Annotated in this window: 18 protein-coding genes; 9 read left to right on the top strand and 9 right to left on the bottom strand. The window is 61.1% G+C overall.

The window, feature by feature from the left end; genetic code table 11:
- Positions 1-48 precede the first annotated feature (48 nt).
- The 5 genes from KJQ96_RS26185 to KJQ96_RS26165 all read left to right on the top strand — a co-directional run bounded on the left by KJQ96_RS26185 (position 49) and on the right by KJQ96_RS26165 (position 4,300).
- Entirely contained in the window at positions 49-711 is a 663-nt protein-coding gene (locus tag KJQ96_RS26185; protein WP_213289282.1) for a DoxX family protein, read from the top strand.
- Positions 712-741: 30 nt separating this feature from the next.
- Entirely contained in the window at positions 742-1,479 is a 738-nt protein-coding gene (locus KJQ96_RS26180; protein ID WP_213289281.1) for a class I SAM-dependent methyltransferase, read from the top strand.
- 383 nt (positions 1,480-1,862) lie between these two features.
- Positions 1,863-2,021: a hypothetical protein gene (locus KJQ96_RS26175; RefSeq protein ID WP_213289280.1), complete on the top strand. Its 159-nt coding sequence runs from the start codon at positions 1,863-1,865 to the stop codon at positions 2,019-2,021.
- A gap of 409 nt (positions 2,022-2,430) precedes the next feature.
- Positions 2,431-3,648 (top strand): acetamidase/formamidase family protein, encoded by a 1,218-nt coding sequence (locus tag KJQ96_RS26170; protein WP_213289279.1) that lies wholly within the window; start codon positions 2,431-2,433, stop codon positions 3,646-3,648.
- Between the two features lies 1 nt (position 3,649).
- Entirely contained in the window at positions 3,650-4,300 is a 651-nt protein-coding gene (locus tag KJQ96_RS26165; RefSeq protein ID WP_213289278.1) for a twin-arginine translocation signal domain-containing protein, read from the top strand.
- Between the two features lie 284 nt (positions 4,301-4,584).
- Here the strand turns inward: KJQ96_RS26165 and KJQ96_RS26160 are convergent, their stop codons facing one another.
- Positions 4,585-5,124 carry a DinB family protein gene (locus KJQ96_RS26160; RefSeq protein ID WP_213289277.1) on the bottom strand — a complete coding sequence of 180 codons (540 nt, stop codon included), beginning with the start codon at positions 5,122-5,124 and terminating at the stop codon, positions 4,585-4,587.
- A gap of 558 nt (positions 5,125-5,682) precedes the next feature.
- Here KJQ96_RS26160 and KJQ96_RS26155 point away from each other — a divergent pair.
- Positions 5,683-6,081, top strand: a complete 399-nt coding sequence (locus KJQ96_RS26155; RefSeq protein WP_213289276.1) for a RidA family protein — start codon at positions 5,683-5,685, stop codon at positions 6,079-6,081.
- A 281-nt stretch (positions 6,082-6,362) separates the two neighbouring features.
- Here the strand turns inward: KJQ96_RS26155 and KJQ96_RS26150 are convergent, their stop codons facing one another.
- From KJQ96_RS26150 to KJQ96_RS26125, 6 genes are all read right to left on the bottom strand, one after another.
- Complete coding sequence (locus tag KJQ96_RS26150) at positions 6,363-7,019, bottom strand: DUF2182 domain-containing protein (RefSeq protein WP_213289275.1); 657 nt, start codon at positions 7,017-7,019, stop codon at positions 6,363-6,365.
- A 109-nt stretch (positions 7,020-7,128) separates the two neighbouring features.
- Entirely contained in the window at positions 7,129-7,896 is a 768-nt protein-coding gene (locus KJQ96_RS26145; RefSeq protein ID WP_213289274.1) for a DUF1326 domain-containing protein, read from the bottom strand.
- 337 nt (positions 7,897-8,233) lie between these two features.
- A complete protein-coding gene (locus KJQ96_RS26140) occupies positions 8,234-8,986 on the bottom strand; it encodes a substrate-binding domain-containing protein (RefSeq protein WP_213289273.1) in 753 nt (250 codons plus the stop codon).
- 188 nt (positions 8,987-9,174) lie between these two features.
- Positions 9,175-9,921: a glycosyltransferase family 2 protein gene (locus KJQ96_RS26135; protein WP_309142473.1), complete on the bottom strand. Its 747-nt coding sequence runs from the start codon at positions 9,919-9,921 to the stop codon at positions 9,175-9,177.
- 5 nt (positions 9,922-9,926) lie between these two features.
- Positions 9,927-11,012, bottom strand: coding sequence for a radical SAM/SPASM domain-containing protein (locus KJQ96_RS26130; RefSeq protein ID WP_213289272.1), 1,086 nt, complete (start codon positions 11,010-11,012; stop codon positions 9,927-9,929).
- Complete coding sequence (locus KJQ96_RS26125) at positions 11,009-12,100, bottom strand: glycosyltransferase 87 family protein (RefSeq protein WP_213289271.1); 1,092 nt, start codon at positions 12,098-12,100, stop codon at positions 11,009-11,011. Before KJQ96_RS26125 ends, KJQ96_RS26130 begins: the two co-directional genes overlap by 4 nt.
- Positions 12,101-12,145: 45 nt before the next feature.
- On the opposite strand from KJQ96_RS26125, the gene KJQ96_RS26120 reads away from it, so the two are divergent.
- Positions 12,146-12,406, top strand: a complete 261-nt coding sequence (locus KJQ96_RS26120; RefSeq protein ID WP_213289270.1) for a hypothetical protein — start codon at positions 12,146-12,148, stop codon at positions 12,404-12,406.
- On the opposite strand, the gene KJQ96_RS26115 is transcribed toward KJQ96_RS26120, so the two are convergent.
- Entirely contained in the window at positions 12,378-13,082 is a 705-nt protein-coding gene (locus KJQ96_RS26115) for a TIGR04282 family arsenosugar biosynthesis glycosyltransferase (protein WP_213289269.1), read from the bottom strand. The genes KJQ96_RS26120 and KJQ96_RS26115 overlap by 29 nt on opposite strands.
- Before the next feature lie 382 nt (positions 13,083-13,464).
- Here KJQ96_RS26115 and KJQ96_RS26110 point away from each other — a divergent pair, with 382 nt between their 5' ends.
- Both KJQ96_RS26110 and KJQ96_RS26105 read left to right on the top strand, forming a co-directional pair.
- Positions 13,465-14,610 carry an acyl-CoA dehydrogenase family protein gene (locus KJQ96_RS26110; protein WP_213289268.1) on the top strand — a complete coding sequence of 382 codons (1,146 nt, stop codon included), beginning with the start codon at positions 13,465-13,467 and terminating at the stop codon, positions 14,608-14,610.
- Positions 14,528-15,535 carry a phosphate/phosphite/phosphonate ABC transporter substrate-binding protein gene (locus KJQ96_RS26105; RefSeq protein WP_249734515.1) on the top strand — a complete coding sequence of 336 codons (1,008 nt, stop codon included), beginning with the start codon at positions 14,528-14,530 and terminating at the stop codon, positions 15,533-15,535. The genes KJQ96_RS26110 and KJQ96_RS26105 overlap by 83 nt, the downstream gene beginning before the upstream one ends.
- 19 nt (positions 15,536-15,554) lie before the next feature.
- Here the strand turns inward: KJQ96_RS26105 and KJQ96_RS26100 are convergent, their stop codons facing one another.
- Complete coding sequence (locus KJQ96_RS26100; RefSeq protein WP_213289266.1) at positions 15,555-16,589, bottom strand: radical SAM protein; 1,035 nt, start codon at positions 16,587-16,589, stop codon at positions 15,555-15,557.
- Positions 16,590-16,664: the final 75 nt, after the last annotated feature.

Here is a 16,664-nt window from a genome sequence, read left to right as displayed (position 1 = left end):
GGTCAACCGATACGTAGAACCATTATTCGATGCTTTGGGAGCCCGTGCATGCCCAAAAATCCCTTTACCGATATTTGGCAGTTCCTGACCGCAACAACCGGTGATTACCTCAGTCTGGGAAACTGGCGCTTTCTGATCCTGGCGATGTTCTGGGCGCTGCTTCTCGCCAGTATCGCCATGGCCTTCCAGAACTGGCGGGAGGATCCGGCGCAACGGACCGGCCGACATGTTGGAATCTGGTTGGTCCGGGTCCTGATCGGCTGCATGTGGTTTGAGGGCATGTTGTGGAAACTCCCGCTGCCCGTGTCCGGTGGTCTGCAATACTGGACCGAACAGGAAACGACCCGCGCTGCGTTCGAGTTTCACAGCACTTTCGTGAAGGATATCGTGTTGCCCAACATGAATTTCTTTGGGCCAATTGTTTTTCTTGCCGAGCTGGCGTTCGCCACTTCGATGATGCTCGGGCTTGCGGTGCGCTTCGTGGGCGTGCTGGCCCTCGCCTATGTGCTGCAACTCTGGCTCGGCATCTATCGGCCGGGCGATCCGGCCGAGTGGCCATGGTCGTACATGTTCCTGGCCATGCTGATGTTCCTGTTTGTGCTCGAGGGCGCCGGCCGCAGTCTCGGCTTTGATGCCTGGTTGCGCCGCAACGTGCCCGCTGTGCGCGACGGGAAGGGTTTCATCGGCTGGTTCTTCAACATGGCGGGCTAGTCGGTATCGATTTGCGTGGGAGACGAACAGATGATGGCACTGGCCCGCGCAGTGACGCTTCTTGTGGGCTTGGGCGCAACCTGCGGACACGCCGCTGACATTGGCTATCTGGGTCCGCCAGGAGTCCCCGCTAAGGCATTTCCCTCGCCTCAGCGCGCAGTTGCGCAGATCGTCAGCCCAAGCCGCGCCTCCGAGCAGCGCCGCGATTCACTGAATGAGGCCGGTGAGCTCGCCCGGCTTCTTGAACTCAAGCCAGGCATGACAGTCGGCGACATTGGTGCCGGCGCTGGCTACCACACGGTTCGTCTCTCTCGTCTCGTCGGTCCCACCGGCTCCATCATCGCCCAGGACGTTACACGAAGTTATCTCATCGCGCTCGCCAGGCGAACGCATCGCCTGAAGCTGACAAATGTCAAATTTGCGCTGGGCGAACCACACGACCCGCGCCTGCCCGCTGCATCGCTCGATTCAGCGATCCTCGTGCACGTATATCACGAAATAGCTCAGCCCTATGCCTTCCTCTACAATCTGGCGCCCGCCCTGAAGCGGGGCGCGCGGGTCGGAATTGTCGACCTCGAGCGTCCGACGTCGGAGCATGGCACGCCAATCGAGCTATTACGTTGCGAACTGACCGCCGTTGGCTATCGCGAGGTCGCCACACATCAGCTCGCAGGCGACGGCGGATACCTGGCGGTGTTTTCGCCACCGGAGAATCGAAAATCTCCCCGGGATATCGTTGCTTGCGGGGATCGTGCCGGCGCTCGCTGATCACCGGTGAAGGCCGATGCCTATCCCAGCCAGAATGAAGAAAAGATAGCGCGATTAGGGCGTGTACTCATAAAATGAGAGCGCGATCAGCGCGCGTTTGATATCTGCTATATCCTTAACAGCGGCGCAGAAGCGTACATTGCCGGAGGTCCGAGTCGGGCCAGAAGCGGACGTCGCTATGAGTTGGCGCCGGTGGCTTCATGCGTTCACACTCGACCAGAGGCGCCGGGGCGCGCTCCCGCCCTCGAACTGCTGAGCCGCGGTCTTCTGGCGGCCATCGGGGGCTGCTCTTTCGCGCAATCCGCGGTGAGCCGCACCGTCACGATGCTTGTCCGTGGGACTTGTGGCGGGTCTCGTACCGTGCCCGCCTCACGTTGTTCGCGATGGTCTACGCCCTGGCAAACGGTGTCCCACCGGCCGGCGTTGCTTTCGCCGCCGCGATGCTGCTGGCCGTCGCCCTGACGCTCTGCGTCGTTGCGTTGCTGACGATCTTCGCACGCGAATGGTGCGTGCGCAGCTGGACCCGGCATGGCGCATCCTAGCCCATCTGTCCCGTCTCCTGGAAGCTGCGACGGGCTTCGCCCTGGTGCTGATCGGTCTCGCGCCGTTCGTTTCGGTGATCTGACCGCGAAGGATATGTCCGTCGTATCAGCGCCGAGCTGAAAACCTGCACATTTGAGGACAAGGAAATGCTGGACCGACAAGAACGCCATGGCGGTGACGAGGCCGCTGCTTTTCCGCCCTTTCGACCCATGGTGGTTGGCACTTACCCCAAAGGGGAGTAGCTTCGCCGGACGGTCGTCAGGACGAGATCTTGATCTCCTCATCGTGCCGCCGGGCGCCCAAGGCGTTGCCGATCGTCGTCCCGACCAGAATAGGGTCACGATTCTGCTGAGGGAGGAGCAAATGATGCGATCCGGGCAATTCTGGATTATCACTGCGGCCGCGACATTGCTGCTCAGCGCAACCGCAGCGCATGCGGATACGACGTCCGTTAAGGCGTGGCAGGTTGTGCGCGTCGCGAAGACCGGCGCGCACTGCGTCGACGACAAGAACTGCATGAACCGCATGCACCCGGCCATCAAGCCGGTGAGTCGCGCCAACCCCGGTCAGCATATCGTCTTTGAGACGCGAGACGCCTTCGACTCCGACTTCAACCTCGGCTCCAAGCCCGAGGATGTGTCGGCGGCCGATCTCAATCTCGTCCATCCGCTGACCGGCCCGGTCTTCATCGAGGGTGCCCAGCGCGGCGACGTACTGGCGGTGACACTCCTCGACGTACAGCCGGACGACTACGGCTACACCGTGATCGTCCCGGGCTTCGGTTTCCTGCGCGATCGCTTCACCAAGCCGTTCATCGCCAATTGGAAACTCAACCGCAAGGAGGCGGTCTCCGACCAGATCCCGGGCGTCGTCATCCCCTTTAACGGATTTATGGGCACGGTCGGGGTGCTGCCGGGCCAGCCCGAGGTGGCCACGATCCTCACGCGCGAGGCGGCGCTGCAGAGCGCGGGCGGCGTCGTGCTGTCTCCGCAACCGCTCGGAGCGCTGCCGAGCGATGTCTGCGGTCAGAACGGAACCAGCAAGAATGAGTGCCTGCGCACCATTCCGCCGCGCGAGAACGGTGGCAACATGGACATCAAGCAGATGGTGGTGGGCACGACGCTGCTGCTGCCCTGCTTCGTGGACGGGTGCGGGTTGTTCGTCGGCGACGTCCATTTCGCGCAAGGCGATGGCGAGGTCTCCGGCACGGCGATCGAGATGGGGGCGACGGTCACGCTGGTCACCGAGATCCGCAAGGCGCAAGCCGCGAAGGTCAAAGTCCCGCACTTCGAAGGCGGCGATCAGCTCATCCGGTTGGCGCCGACCGAGTTCTACGCCACCACCGGCTTCCCGCTGAAAGCCAAGGGCCAGATCCCGCCTTACCATACCTACCTCGACAGCCAGAAACTCGGCCCGCTCGAGAACCTCTCGGAGGATCTGATGCTGGCGGCGCGCAACGCCCTGATCGAGCTGATCGACTGGATGGTTGGCGAGAAGGGCCTCACGCCGGAGCAGGCATATGTCGTGGCGAGCGTGGCCGCCGACCTGCGTATTGGCAATGTCGTCGACGTGCCGAACTACGCAGTCTCCGCCATCCTGCCGACCACCATATTCCGCAAGAAGTAGCATGTGGCATAAGACCGAAGATCCTGAGGTTGGCGGGATGTCGAGCCGCCGGGAATTCCTCCGAACCGCGGGGGCCGGCGCCGCAGCCATGTTCCTTTGTGGCCACGCACCCTATGGCCAGTGGGGTGTCTACCGTCGGCGCCACCTGCTGATCCTGACTTCGCGCGCCGATCCTCCCTCGTTCGAGCTCGGCAAGCGGGTAGCTGAGGTCCTCGCGGATCGCTTGCCAAGCAGCAAGGCTCAGGTGAGCAGGGCGCCGCACAAGGAGCGCATCGCCAGCCTGATCAGCTCGCAGCAGTTGGACGTCGCGCTGATGCGGCGCGACGATGCGGCAGCCCTTCGACAAGGGAGGCCCCCCTTCGCCGAGCACGGACCAGTCAAACTGTTCACCGTCGTCGGCATCGGAGAGTATTTGTTCGTCTGCCGCGACGACTTTGCAGCACGCCATGCCTGGTTGATTGCCGAGGCGTTGGACAAGAGCCGCAGCGCCCTTCCCGAATTGCTGCTGCCGAGCGGTTCGTCCTCCGAGCCACCCGACTCGCGCATCCCGCTGCATCCTGGCGCTCTAGGTTATTTCACGGGCGCGCCCATGCCGGGCCTCGAGCCACATGCCCATGAAGATCACACCCACGAGGTTGATGTCCCGCAATGAGCCGCGGCCCTAAGCTGGAGGCCGCCCAGACCTTCATCAATTGCGAGCCTCGTCGCGCCCTCGCAGCACTTCAGAAAAGGGTCACGAGCCGTAATACTCACGAAGAGCAAATAGAGTCGGCTTTGCCCTCGAAAGAAGACCTCAGCGAGGACTAATTTCGTCGCGACGGGCCAGACGGCTTCGCTGACGCGGCTAGGTCAATTTTCAACGCAAACAGCTTGGCAGCCACCGACCAGAATTCGCAAAGTTCTCTTCTCGTCGGAACCGCACCCAAATAGGCCTCACTACACCCGTCCGTGTCCGATCAGTGTTTTGAGGTCAGGCGCTGTGCCGCCCCGCTGAAACACCAGCAAGTCGAGTGAAGGTGGTTCGCCACCCGTCAAGATCGATAAGCACGCATGTGCTTGTCCGCGATGATGAGCCTGGTGATTGAATAGGTGCAACAGAATATCCACGAGGACCTGAGACTGCGGCATCCCGGAGCTTGTCTTGTAGCCGTGGAGACTGGCAAGTGTCGCTTCGTCGTACTGGTCGACAACCACCATCAACCGATTGTCTTCATCGATACGCGCCCGGGTTAATTCGGCACGGTCTTCATACAAAATAGCGTCGAGACGATCCGGATGGTCGCCTTCGCCGGTCAGCCGTTTCAGCCAGAGGCGGTCGGTCAGCAGCAAGTAGTTTAATGTGCCGTGCAGACTGCCGAAGGAGACGCCGATGTGAAGGCGATAGGCCTGATCCGATAGGTCAAGTGCAGCGGCATACAGGCGCGCATTGGCCCAGCGATTATAGGCGGCAAGTTGCCGAAATTGGGAGATGGTCATGATTTTGTCTCATAGCCGTACACTAGGCATTCTCGCCGCTGAGACGCAGGGCTCGAGGTTTGCATGACGAGACGATCAAAAGTCACGCACCGATGGCCGCTGGTATCAGCGACAATTGTGGACCATGGAAGATACTGTGGCCCTGCTCGATACCCGCGATGGGTCAATCTCGTCATTTTGACCATGCGCCGACCACTTCCGGGCTAGCCCTATAAGCAGGCGTTTTCAGCGTCTTTCGGCATGTCTCAACGGCCAAAAGGCGACATAGCTGGACGTGCCGCCCTTCGTCCGCTCCCCCTTAGGAGGGGATATTCCGCGAATGTTGGCCGCGTTCGAACAGCGATCGGCAACACAGCCGCCGCTCCACCTAGAACTGGATGAACCCTCGCCATTTCATTGCTTTCTCCGAGGCGCTCAGGACCTTACATCCACCGCTTCAAGCTATCTACCGGGGCGGAGCGGCCGCCCCGGTCGGACAAAGGAGGCGCGACGCGCTTGCCTGTATTTGTGATAAACCAATAGCAAAACGCATCCGCGACAATTCATAGGGAGAATGCAATGCCAAGGACAAAGCTGCCCGTCCCCGACGTAGCCGAGGTCGGCCCCGGTCTCTGGTCAAACGCCATACGCGCCGGCGACATGCTGTTCATCTCTGGCCAAGTCGCACGTCCCTTTGAGGGCGGCACCGAGATAGTTGGAAAAGATGAGTACGAACAAGCCAAGCAAATATTTTCACGTATTGATCGCATTATCAAAGCGGCCGGGGGAACGATGGACAACCTGGTAAAGATGACGATCTACGTCGTCGATATCAGGAGAAACACCGAGGTCTGGCGAGCGCGCCGCGAGTTCTTCACCGGAGACTTTCCTGCCTCCACGCTTGTAGAAGTGCGATCTCTCGCGAAACCGGAAGTCTTGGTGGAGATCGAAACCGTCGCCTATCTCGGTAAGAGCTGAAGTCCGATTTGGGTCCAAAATGTGACATCGCTCGGACTTACAGCCACTTCTGCTTTGCTCCCGAAGGCGGACATCATCCGGCCCGCTCGGCATGTCCGTTGAGTGCCACGAGCTGACGTCAGGCGTGTGAACGCGGCGCTCGCCTTCTTGGTAAGAAATAGCTCGCAGACAACCCCCTCAAGATATGAAAACCTATTTCCGGTGCAGCGAATTCCGCGATCCCTCCTGTAGACAGGGTGGTCGAATGGAGCACCGCAATATTCTCATGCTCGTCGCCAGCACTAAGACAAGCTTTGGCGTGCACCAACGCCAAACACCACGACCGCCGCCAAGCACAATAGTGCGCCGACCGCGCGGCTGAACCATTCCGCGCCCGGCGCCCATTTCTCTGCGATGACGTAGGCGGCAATGACCGAGATCCAAAGCAGATTCATGACGCCTGCGACGAACAGCAGCGCCATCAACACCCAGCAGCAGCCGATGCAAAAAGCGCCATGGCGCAAGCCCTCGCGCGTGGCGATTGTAGCGCTCGACGGATTGAGCACCGCACCCCATGGCGAACGGCAGCGGATAAGACAGGCGTGCTTCAATGGCGTGAACTGGAAGAGGCCAGCGACGGCCAGCACCGCGGCGCTCAAAGGCACGCTCGCGCTCTCCATCATCGGCGAGACTAGGGCCGCCTCGAGCAGTGCCCAGTGCACGAGAGTCGCCGCAACGCTGAATCCGCCCCAGGCCATAAGATATCCCACGATGAACCCGGCGGCGTGCGCGGAGCCGCCGAAGCGGATAAGGACCATGATCACCGGCAGGACCGATGGCAGCATCATCGCCGCCATCATCACCGCCCACATCAGCAGCACGAGCCCGAGATCGGTCGCGTCCCAGTCCGCCATCTGCGGCATGATCCACATGTCCATACCGACGTCCATGTGGCGCATGCCCCAATCCATGTAGACAAGGTACGTCCACGCTCCTCCGATAAAGAGCCCAAGCACGACTCCCGCCGGCAAGAGGCGCCAAATCTCCATTGAGTGTAGGCGAGGAACCTCAGGCCGAGTTGAAGGCGAAAGGCGCATAGAATCCACTCTTGCCGCTGATCTCCCACTGGAGATCGAAGTCTTTGTACGCGGTATGCCTGGATTTCGCGATCACGTTTGGAAATGCTCTTCCTCGCAAGTTCTCAACCCGGATCTCCTTGCCGTCCAGGCCCTCGATCGCAGTGATGTCGGCAGCCCCGATTCCAGCAATTGCCATCTTCCACTGCCGTCCTTGGGTCTCGAACGTGATCGGCACGAACTTGACGCCGAGCACTTCAGCGACCGACCCGGCCTGCGCCGCAAACGCACCGCCCGGCTTGAAGGAGAAGATCGCGCTCAGTGCCTCGCGCTGCGCAGGGTTGGCGCGCTCGTCGATGTAGAACGCCCCCCGCCAATTGCCTTTCGCCATGTGGCTTGGCGAGAAGTTCATTCTCACCACGTTCAATCCATCGAGCGTCACGTCGCCTTTCCGGCCGGATTCAACATGGTAGCCGAAAAGGACCGTACACATGCCGGCGGTCGGGGCATTTCCCACGACGCAGGGGCACATTGCCTCGCAATTGCAAGCTTCCATGTAGCGGCCTTTGACATTCCACGCGCTCTTCTCCTCCGCCGCTTGCGCAACTCGGACGGGGCGCAGCGCGCCGAGGACGGACGCAGCAGTAACGGAGCCAGCAATGTCGAGCAAACGGCGACGGGAGAATGTTGTCATCGTAACCTCCCCACGTGCATTGATAAGGCGTTCACCTAGTAAACGCCTCGTCGTTACCAGTGCCAAATGTTAGAGTTACACATGGCCGTGGTGACTGAGGACTGGACAGATTATAGTCCTGCGGCCGATCCTTGGGTAGCGCTTTTGACCTGGCGGTTGAGGAGTTCAAACTCGCTTCGCCATCTGAGCAAGCGGCGACCGGATGACAAAGCGGCGAATCCGGACAGCGGCTTTGAGACATGTGAGGACTGCTCTGGGTCATTCTCGACCGGATCGAGCCAGCAGCAAGTCCGGCCATATCCGCTATGCCCGATACCGAGCAAACACTGCAGGCAGCGAAATGACGCGATGTGCCAAGAACGGACTATCCACCCGATCCGCGCTTACCCCTAGTCGATCTGCATCATGGACGACTTGGCTCCATACCATTCTTCCTGAATACGGGCGCGGCAGAGGGCGCGGATAGAAACGCCTGCAGTGCCTTGGCGGGTTCTGAGGCATTCGAACCGATGGGGATACCACTGGAGTAAACTGTGACGTTCTGGATTTCTGCCGGCAGCGGACCTAGAAAATCGATGCCCGCTTCGTGGACCAACTCGCTCACCTGCTGGAAACCAAGTTCAGCTTCGCCGTTCGCAAGATATTGGGCAACGCGCACGCCGGGTGCCGTCTGTTTCGACTTGTCCTTCATCTGGTCGGCTATCCCAAGGCGGTCGAACAGGCGCTGGACATAGACGCCACTTGGACCCGTCGAATATGCAACCGCCCTAGCAGAAAGCAGCGCCTTCTTAACTGCCTCGCTGGAACTGATGTCGGGCCTAGGCGAACCGGCTTTAACCGCCACGCCGACACCGGAACTGGCGATGTCAACGCGGCTACCCGGCATCATCTTGCCGACCTTAACGAACGCATCAATGTCCGGTGCGCCCACAATAACGAGATCGAAAGCCTCACCCGCACCAATGCGCCTTCTTATGTCTGCGGAGCCAGTCCATGTTGCCGCCACCTTGTTGCCGGAGGTGCTTTCGAATTGCGGGACAAGCTCGAGAACAGCCTCTTTGACGGCTCCCGCGGCAAGCATTCTGATTTCGACCGCCTGGACCACATGCGTCATCAACAGGCTGCAGGCCGCGACGGCGATAAGGCGAGCCTTCATGTTGGATCTCCGGCGAGGGCGAACTGCCAGATTACGTTCCTTTCAGTCCGATACCTATAGTCCGCTTCGGGTCCAAAACCGGCAATGCTCTGAATGAGCAGAAGATTTCTGCTTAGCCCCCAAAAGCCGACATCTGCGCCTTTATGAGTACACGCCCTAGTACCCCAGATCGATTCAAGCTAACGGCATCAACCATGGCCTGGAGGTTGCGGGTGTCGCAGTTCGAGCGCGAGACGAACAAAGGTGGTCGAAATGGACCACGCCGCCTTGACGCCCGCGATGAGATTGCCGGAGACCTTCGATACGCCGCCGATCCGGCGCCGCTGCCCAACGGCAATTTCCAGCGCCGGAAGACGGGCTGCCGCGACCCGCATCAGCATTTCCAGGTTCCAGCCATATGTCTCTTCCTTCATGCCGAGACGTGTGAGTTCATCCCGGCGGACGGCACGAAACGGCGACAGGTCGGTGAAGCTTGCGCCATAGAAGAGCCGCAGGAGGAGCCCGCCAACATGGCCCGCGACGACCTGCTGAGGCGCGAGGCTGCCTGGCTCGCGTTTCCCACGGATACGCGAGCCGAGAACGAAGACAGCCCGCCCCGCGACGATCGGCGACAGCAGCTCAGGAATGAATTCGGCGGGATCGCTGCCGTCGCCATCGAGGAAGACGAGAATGTCGGCATCATTGCGCACAGCGGCGATGCCTGCCTGGATGGCGCGACCGTAGCCTCGCCGCGGCTCGATGATCACCCGAGCTCCGGCGGCCTTAGCCCGCTCAGTCGTACGGTCCCGTGAGCCCCCGTCGACGACGATGACTTCACTCACATTCTGCGCCAGCACCGCGGCGACGACCTGGCCAATTGCTGTTTCCTCGTCGAGGCACGGAATAACCGCCGAGACGACCGGCGAGCGGCTTGGTACGCCGATCTCCTGGGCCACCTCGCTCACAGGCTCCAGCGCAGGCCGCAATTGGCGCACGCTTTGGGAGGCTTGTCCGAAAGCAGCGCCGCACGAAAGTCTCGATAAGCAGGCCCGTTCCAGATGTCCTGCAGCGACTGCTGCCCTGCACGGCCGAGCGTAAAATTGTCATAGCCATGCTGAGAAAACGGCGCGATACAGCACGGCAAGGCCCGGCCATTGGCCGTGAAATACATCAGCGACCACGGCCGCCGGCACAACGACCACGGCGAACCGTCGACGCTGCCCTTCAAACTCAACTCCGGCTCGCTCGCTGCGCCCGACGCACTGAAGGTTACGCCAAGGGAACGCGCCAGTTCCTCAGCCTGTTTGAGATAGACCGCTTCCTCCTGTGTCAGACGTTCGAACAGGGCCTGATCCGGACGTGCCTTGCCGATGGCCGATTCAGTGAAGAACACAAGCCGCTGCAGATAGACCTCCCTGACACCGATCTCGGCTGCAACTTTCACAAATGCCGGCAATTCCGCGACGGTTTCCTTCAGGCCCGTGAGCCACATGGAAACCAGCGGGCTGGCATGCCCCTCTCTTTCCTGCAGCTCGCGAAACGCGCGCACGTTGCGGATGATGCGCCCGAAATAATCCCTGCCGCGGATCGCCTTGAAGCTCTCGCGGTTCGACGCGTCGAGCGACACACGCAGTTCATCTAGCCCGGCATCGATCAGCGCACGGCCATTGCGCTCACTGAGGACCGTTCCATTGGTATTGAATAGTACGTAGACGCCGCGGTCCCTCAGGTATCTCACCATCCGGGGCAGGTTCGCGACCAGCATCGGCTCGCCGACTCCGTGCAGAACCGCGCGCGCCAGAGCAGGTACCTGATCGACAATCGACGTAAAGAGGTCCCAGCTCATGTCGGCCGGCGGCTCAAGCTCCTCATAGGTGCGAGGACAGGTGGTACACAGCAGATTGCAGCGGTTGGTCACTTCCAGATAAAGGCAGACCGGAGGACGCTGTGCGATCTCGGTACGCTCGGCCGCGACCGACTCATGATAGCGGCGCGGATCGAAGGGCGCCTGCGTATCTGTCCTTGTTCCTTCGCGGGAGAGGCTCATCGCGATGACCCTTCGTCTGGCATCCGCTGCATGCGGTTCCTAAAGGCGGGAACAGCCAAGGCCAGCAAAAGACTTCCGAACAGAATCGACTTGGTTACCATTCTTGGAATGTAGAAATCCCAGTCGAGTTGCTCGGACAATAACAGCGCGCCAATCGACACGACCCATGTTGGCGCCAAGCCACACAGGGCGGCGAACGGGGTGATGACGAGAAAATACCAGGGATAGTTAGGCGACAACAACAGCAGAGCGATCAGTAACAGCATGTTGATGTCGGCAAGACGGCAGACCACGCTGCGATCGAGGCTGCGGGCAACAGACTGTCCCTTGAACATAAGTACCAGCGCAGCCAGTACGACGTAAGCGACGACATCACCTTGATGCTCGCCAAACACAATCCGCCATAGCGACAAGAGCCAAAGATCGTTGCCGGCACTGATGCCCTGTTCCGTCAAATAACCTTGGGTCAGGAATCCGAGAACGCCCGACCCGACCGACAAATAGGGAAGATAACAAAGCGCAATGACCGCGATCACGACGAGCGGCATCTTGAAGTCCCATGGCCGCCAGATTCCGGCCAGCACCGGCGCAACATAGGGTTTCACCAGTATCGAAAACGCAATCACAACCGCGCCCAGGAGCGCTCGGCCGGTCAAGGCGATCCATAGGCCAAGCATCATCAGCGCAACCATCAGCGCGTCGACGTGGCCGTTGTTGGCAATCTCCCACAGAGGAAGCGGATGCCAGAGATAGCCGACCACGCGCGTCACCGGGCGGTTGGTTCGACGCAGCAAGAGCATGATCAGTGTCACGGTCACGGCCTCGCACCCCAGCAGCGCGAGACGCATCACTGTCACGCTTTCGCCCAGCCGCGTGACAAGGAGGAAGAAAAATTGCGCCACCGGGGGATAGATGGTGACGGCCATATCGGCTCGGTTGATATGGGGGAAGATCGTCCCATCGCGCAGAAATGCCAGCGTCTCGTCGGCCGGAAAATAGCGGTAGGGGTTGATGCCGGCGGCCTGAACCCTACCGTCCCAGATATAGCGATAGATGTCACTGGACAGGAGCGGATCGAACAGAAGCACATAGCCTCTCAGAACGATCGCACATCCAAACACGAGCCAGAGCGCGTGCTTCTGCGGAGCGCGCTCGGCGAGGTCCGTCGCGGCGATCGTCAAGAGACCCGCTGGAATCGTCAGCGCGATGAAGGCATTGTCACCGAGAGTTTCGAAGGCAAAGGGAGTTACGAGCGTCATGCCGACGATGATGACACCGATGGCAGCCAACAGATGAAGCGGAGCAACATGCTTGGCGGCGCGCGCCAGTCGACCGGATTGGTTCGAAATTTTCCCAGCCATCAGTTCACGGGCTTATCTGGAGCCCGGCCTTGAGAAAGGCCCGGCTCGCGGCGGCAAATCCGCCTTTACGAAAGCGTGTAGAAGCGCCGACGAGTTCCTCCTGCAGCCAACCCAAGCTCTCGATGTCGTCGACATCGTACCATTCCGGAAGCAGCGTCGTGGCAAGGCCAATCTCGGCGGCTCGGTCACATGTGCTGCGAGCAACGGTTTCCGTTCCCCACGCGATGCGCGTGAACAGATGCTGATGCGTCTGCTTAAGGCCAATGAGATAGTAGCCGCCGTCGCTCGCAGGCCCAAGCACCATCCGATCACCGGGCTCGCGCAGGGCTTCGATTGCTCCCACAAGGAAACCAGGCGGCAAGGTCGGGCTGTCGCCATTGACGAGCAGGACGCAGTCATGTCCGGCATCCAGGAGCGCACGCGCCGCACCGATCAGCACGTGTCCGAGATCGTCGCCGACCTGCAACAACAGTCCGAATCCTGCCGGAAGTAGCTGCCGCATGATGTCTTCGGCTCCTGCCGGCGCATAGACGCCATAGCCGCGCCTGCCGAGCGCCTCGGGTACCGCCTCAATGGCTGCAGCGACGTCGCGCAGAAAGCAGGCAGATAGCTCGGAAGCGGTGGTGGCACCAACGGCCGTCGCAAGGCGCGTCTTTGAGCGGCCGGGCTGCGGCGCCTTGCCAATGATTCCGATCGCTGCGCAGCTCACGGCAGCGGCCGGGATCGCAGGGGATCGACGATTGCGATCAGTTGCAGCGCGTGGTCATGAAAGCTTGCCATCACGAGACAGACCTCGTTACGCCCTTGCTGGTCATTGGTAGCGTTCCACTCGAAAGCGGGCAAGCGCCGCCCGCTGGGTGCGGTTCGAGGAGGCGCGTCGTCGATGTAAAAAAAAATTCCGAGTGACGTAACAAAACGGCTTCGAGGAACGTAGTTATTTTGCCCCGCACCTGCTGCTGGCATGGCAACAGTTTGCCATGTCCAGAGCTGATCGTGTTGATCCCTTGGTGCGGCTCGCATAGCATCGGTAGCCGAGAGCGGGTTCGACGTTCTCGAACCCGGTGGTCAGCGCCTGGATATCGGGGGTCGTCATGGATCACGCGACTGCAGTTTCGAATGCCAAGGATATAGCCGATCGCATCCTCGCGCCGGCGGCCAGGCAAAACGACAAGGAAGGGCGATTTTCATCCGAGGCAATCGCAGCGCTCGGGCCGGCGGGGCTGCTGGGGCTCATGCTGCCCGCGGAGGTAGGCGGCGCAGCCTTGGGACCGCGGACCCTCGCCGCTGTCATCGCAACGTTTGCGGAAGCCGATGCGTCAGCGGCGATGGTCTATTTGATGCACGCGTGCGCTACCGCGACGATTGCAGCGGCCCGTCAGGGGGCCACGGTCGCGGAGACGCTAAAGGACATTTCGGCGGGAAGACACCTGACCACCCTGGCATTCAGCGAAGCCGGATCGCGCAGTCACTTCTGGGCGCCCGTTTCGCGAGCAAGGCGCAACGCCGCCAACGTGCACCTCACGGCGAAGAAATCGTGGGTGACGAGTGCGGGTCACGCACAAAGCTATGTGGTCTCGGCGCTGTCTCCGGAAGGCACGACTGCAACGGATTCGACGCTCTATCTCGTCGCCAGCGACACGCCCGGGCTGTCGGTCGCCGGCCCGTGGGATGGTCTCGGGATGCGCGCCAATGCTTCCGCGCCGATGACCCTCGAAGATTGCGAAATTGCACCCGGTCTCCAACTGACGGATGACGGTGCCGGCTTCAAGGCGATGCTGGAGATCGTGCTTCCGCTGTTCAACCTTGGAACCTCGGCGGTCGCGCTGGGGCTTTGCCGGGCCGCAGTCGCGGGCACAGCGTCTCATCTCAATAGCGCGCGCTTCGATCATTTGGGCCAGACCCTCGGAGAGAGCCTGCAGACGCTTCGCGCCCAACTAGCGACGATGCAGATCGACACAGACGGGCTTGCGGCACGCATCGACGATCTCGTCGATCACCTCGAGCGTCCCCGGGATACCACCATGCTGCGCGTGCTCGAGAGCAAGGCGGCGGCAGGCGAAGTCGCGATCGCCGTCACCTCGGCCGCCATGCGGGTGTGCGGAGGGGCGGCGTTCTCCAAGCATCTGGCCATCGAGCGATTGTTCCGCGACGCCCATGCAGGCGCTGTCATGGCGCCGACGGGCGATGTTCTGCGCGACTTCATCGGCAAGGCCATCTTGGGAATACCGTTGTTCTGAATGCGGTGACGCGTTCGGAAACTTCGGCAAGCGAATTGCAAGTGAACTGATCGTATCTGAACTTCAAGCCGACAGTGAGGCCATCATGAGCCGGACGATCTGGTTAGGTGCGGTCGCATATGATCCAAAGGTGGTCAGTATCTGGGAGGGGATGCGGCGGTACTTTCACGAGGAAGCGCATCTCCCCGTCGAGGTGGTGCTATTTCAGAGCTACGAATCCCAAGTCGCGGCCCTCCTTGCCCTGCCTGGCGATGCGCTGCCGCGCATCGACATCGGATGGAATACGAACCTCGCTTTTGTCCAGTCCGAGGCGTGGAGCGATCGGCGTTGCCGACCCATCGCGATGCGCGACACCGATGTGGGCTGGATGACCAAGATCGTCGCGGTAACCGGTGGACCCGTCGCCAGGCTTGCCGATCTGAAGAACCGCACCCTCGCGCTCGGCAGCCGTGACAGCGGCCATGCGGCTATCCTCCCAGTGTATTTTCTGGGGCGCGACGCGATGGCTGAGGGGAAAGACTATGGAACGCTGCGCTTCAACAGCGATGTCGGCAAGCACGGTGATACCGGGACGAGCGAGTCCGAGGTCGTTCGCGCGGTGCTCGACGGCCGCGCCGATGCCGGCGCCATCGGCAGCCCCTTCTGGGATGCCGTACGCGCCCAGCGCCTGGTGCCGGAAGGTGCGCTAACCGAGATATGGAGTTCGCCGCCCTTCAATCACTGCATGTTCACAGCTCGGTCCGATCTCGACCCGGCGCTGGAGCAGCAGTTTGCCAGGGCGCTCTTCGCCATGAGCTTCGACAACCCGATCCATCGTTCCGTGCTCGAGGCGGAAGGGTTGCGCCAGTGGGTCGCGCCACAGCTTGAAGCATATGCATCACTGCGGGAAGCGTCGGCGCAGCAAGGTTTCTTGGAGCGGCCGTAAACGCACCTCCGCGACCTCATCAGGCGCAATTAAAAATCGTTGCCAACCGGCGCTGATGCTCAGATTCGCGATAGAAGGCGCGGCGCACGGCTGCGAAGGATTCGGCGAGCGGAAAGATTTCGCCGCTGACCAATAGATCGTTATCCTCGGCGCCGACCGGATGCCAGAACACGCCTTCCGCCGTGATCGTCACCTCGGGCACCAAGTCTGCCCTTGCCACAGCGATGCCCCGCGTAGCGGCGCCTCGCAGCGCAATTCGCCTGATCACCCGGTTCTCCTCGCTGACCTGATGGGCGTCAAGGAAGCTGCGAAACTCTTCAGCCTCCGCGTCAGTTGACACTGTCGCGGCCAATCGCACGCGGAATCCTTCGGCACGGGCCCGCTCGATTCCCTTCCAGGCGCGCGCCCACGCCCCCTTTCCACGATGGTGGTCGTGGCGCTCCGGCGTCGGACTGTCGAGGCTGATCTGCAGGGTGACGCGCTCGCGAGGCAATGAGCGCAGTGCTTCGAGCCGGCGCCCGGCAAACAGCATACCGTTGGTGAGAACCGTGGTGGGCGCCGCCGTAGCACATGCGGCAATAATTTCGCCGATATCCGGCAGCATGAACGGCTCACCACCGGTCACAAATATTTCCTTCACGCCGAGCTCTGCCGCCTCGATCGCAATCCGCCGCACCCGCTCGACGCCGAGCGCCCGCCGCGGAACTTTGGGTGACGAGCGCACGCAGCAATAGTCGCAACTCAGGTTGCAATCGAAGTTGGTGTAAAGCCATAATCGAGAGCCGACAGGCCGATCTTCACCTACATTCTCCGGAGCCTCTCCGTACCGAAGCACCCAGCGCGTGCGGCCGTCTTCGACTGCTGTGTCGACCAGGCTGTTGCGGGTGAAGCGACACCATGCCTCGAGTTCGGGGCCGATACTTGGATCGCCGCTGATCACGGCCAGCAGATCGCCCTTACGGCTACGGCGTAATGCGGCTATCAAATCCGGCAGCAGACCGGAGGCAAATGTCTTGCCGCCGGCGTCGAGTTCAACGTTCGCGTTCGTCCTCATGCGTCAATCCTCGGTCCTCCAATCTATCGCACCAGAACCAATCTCGCCAGAACGCAACGAACACGATCAACTTCC

This window comes from Bradyrhizobium sp. sGM-13 (genome assembly GCF_018398875.1).
In the GTDB taxonomy this organism is placed as follows: Bacteria; Pseudomonadota; Alphaproteobacteria; order Rhizobiales; family Xanthobacteraceae; genus Bradyrhizobium.
This window is presented reverse-complemented; position numbering and strand designations above follow the sequence as displayed.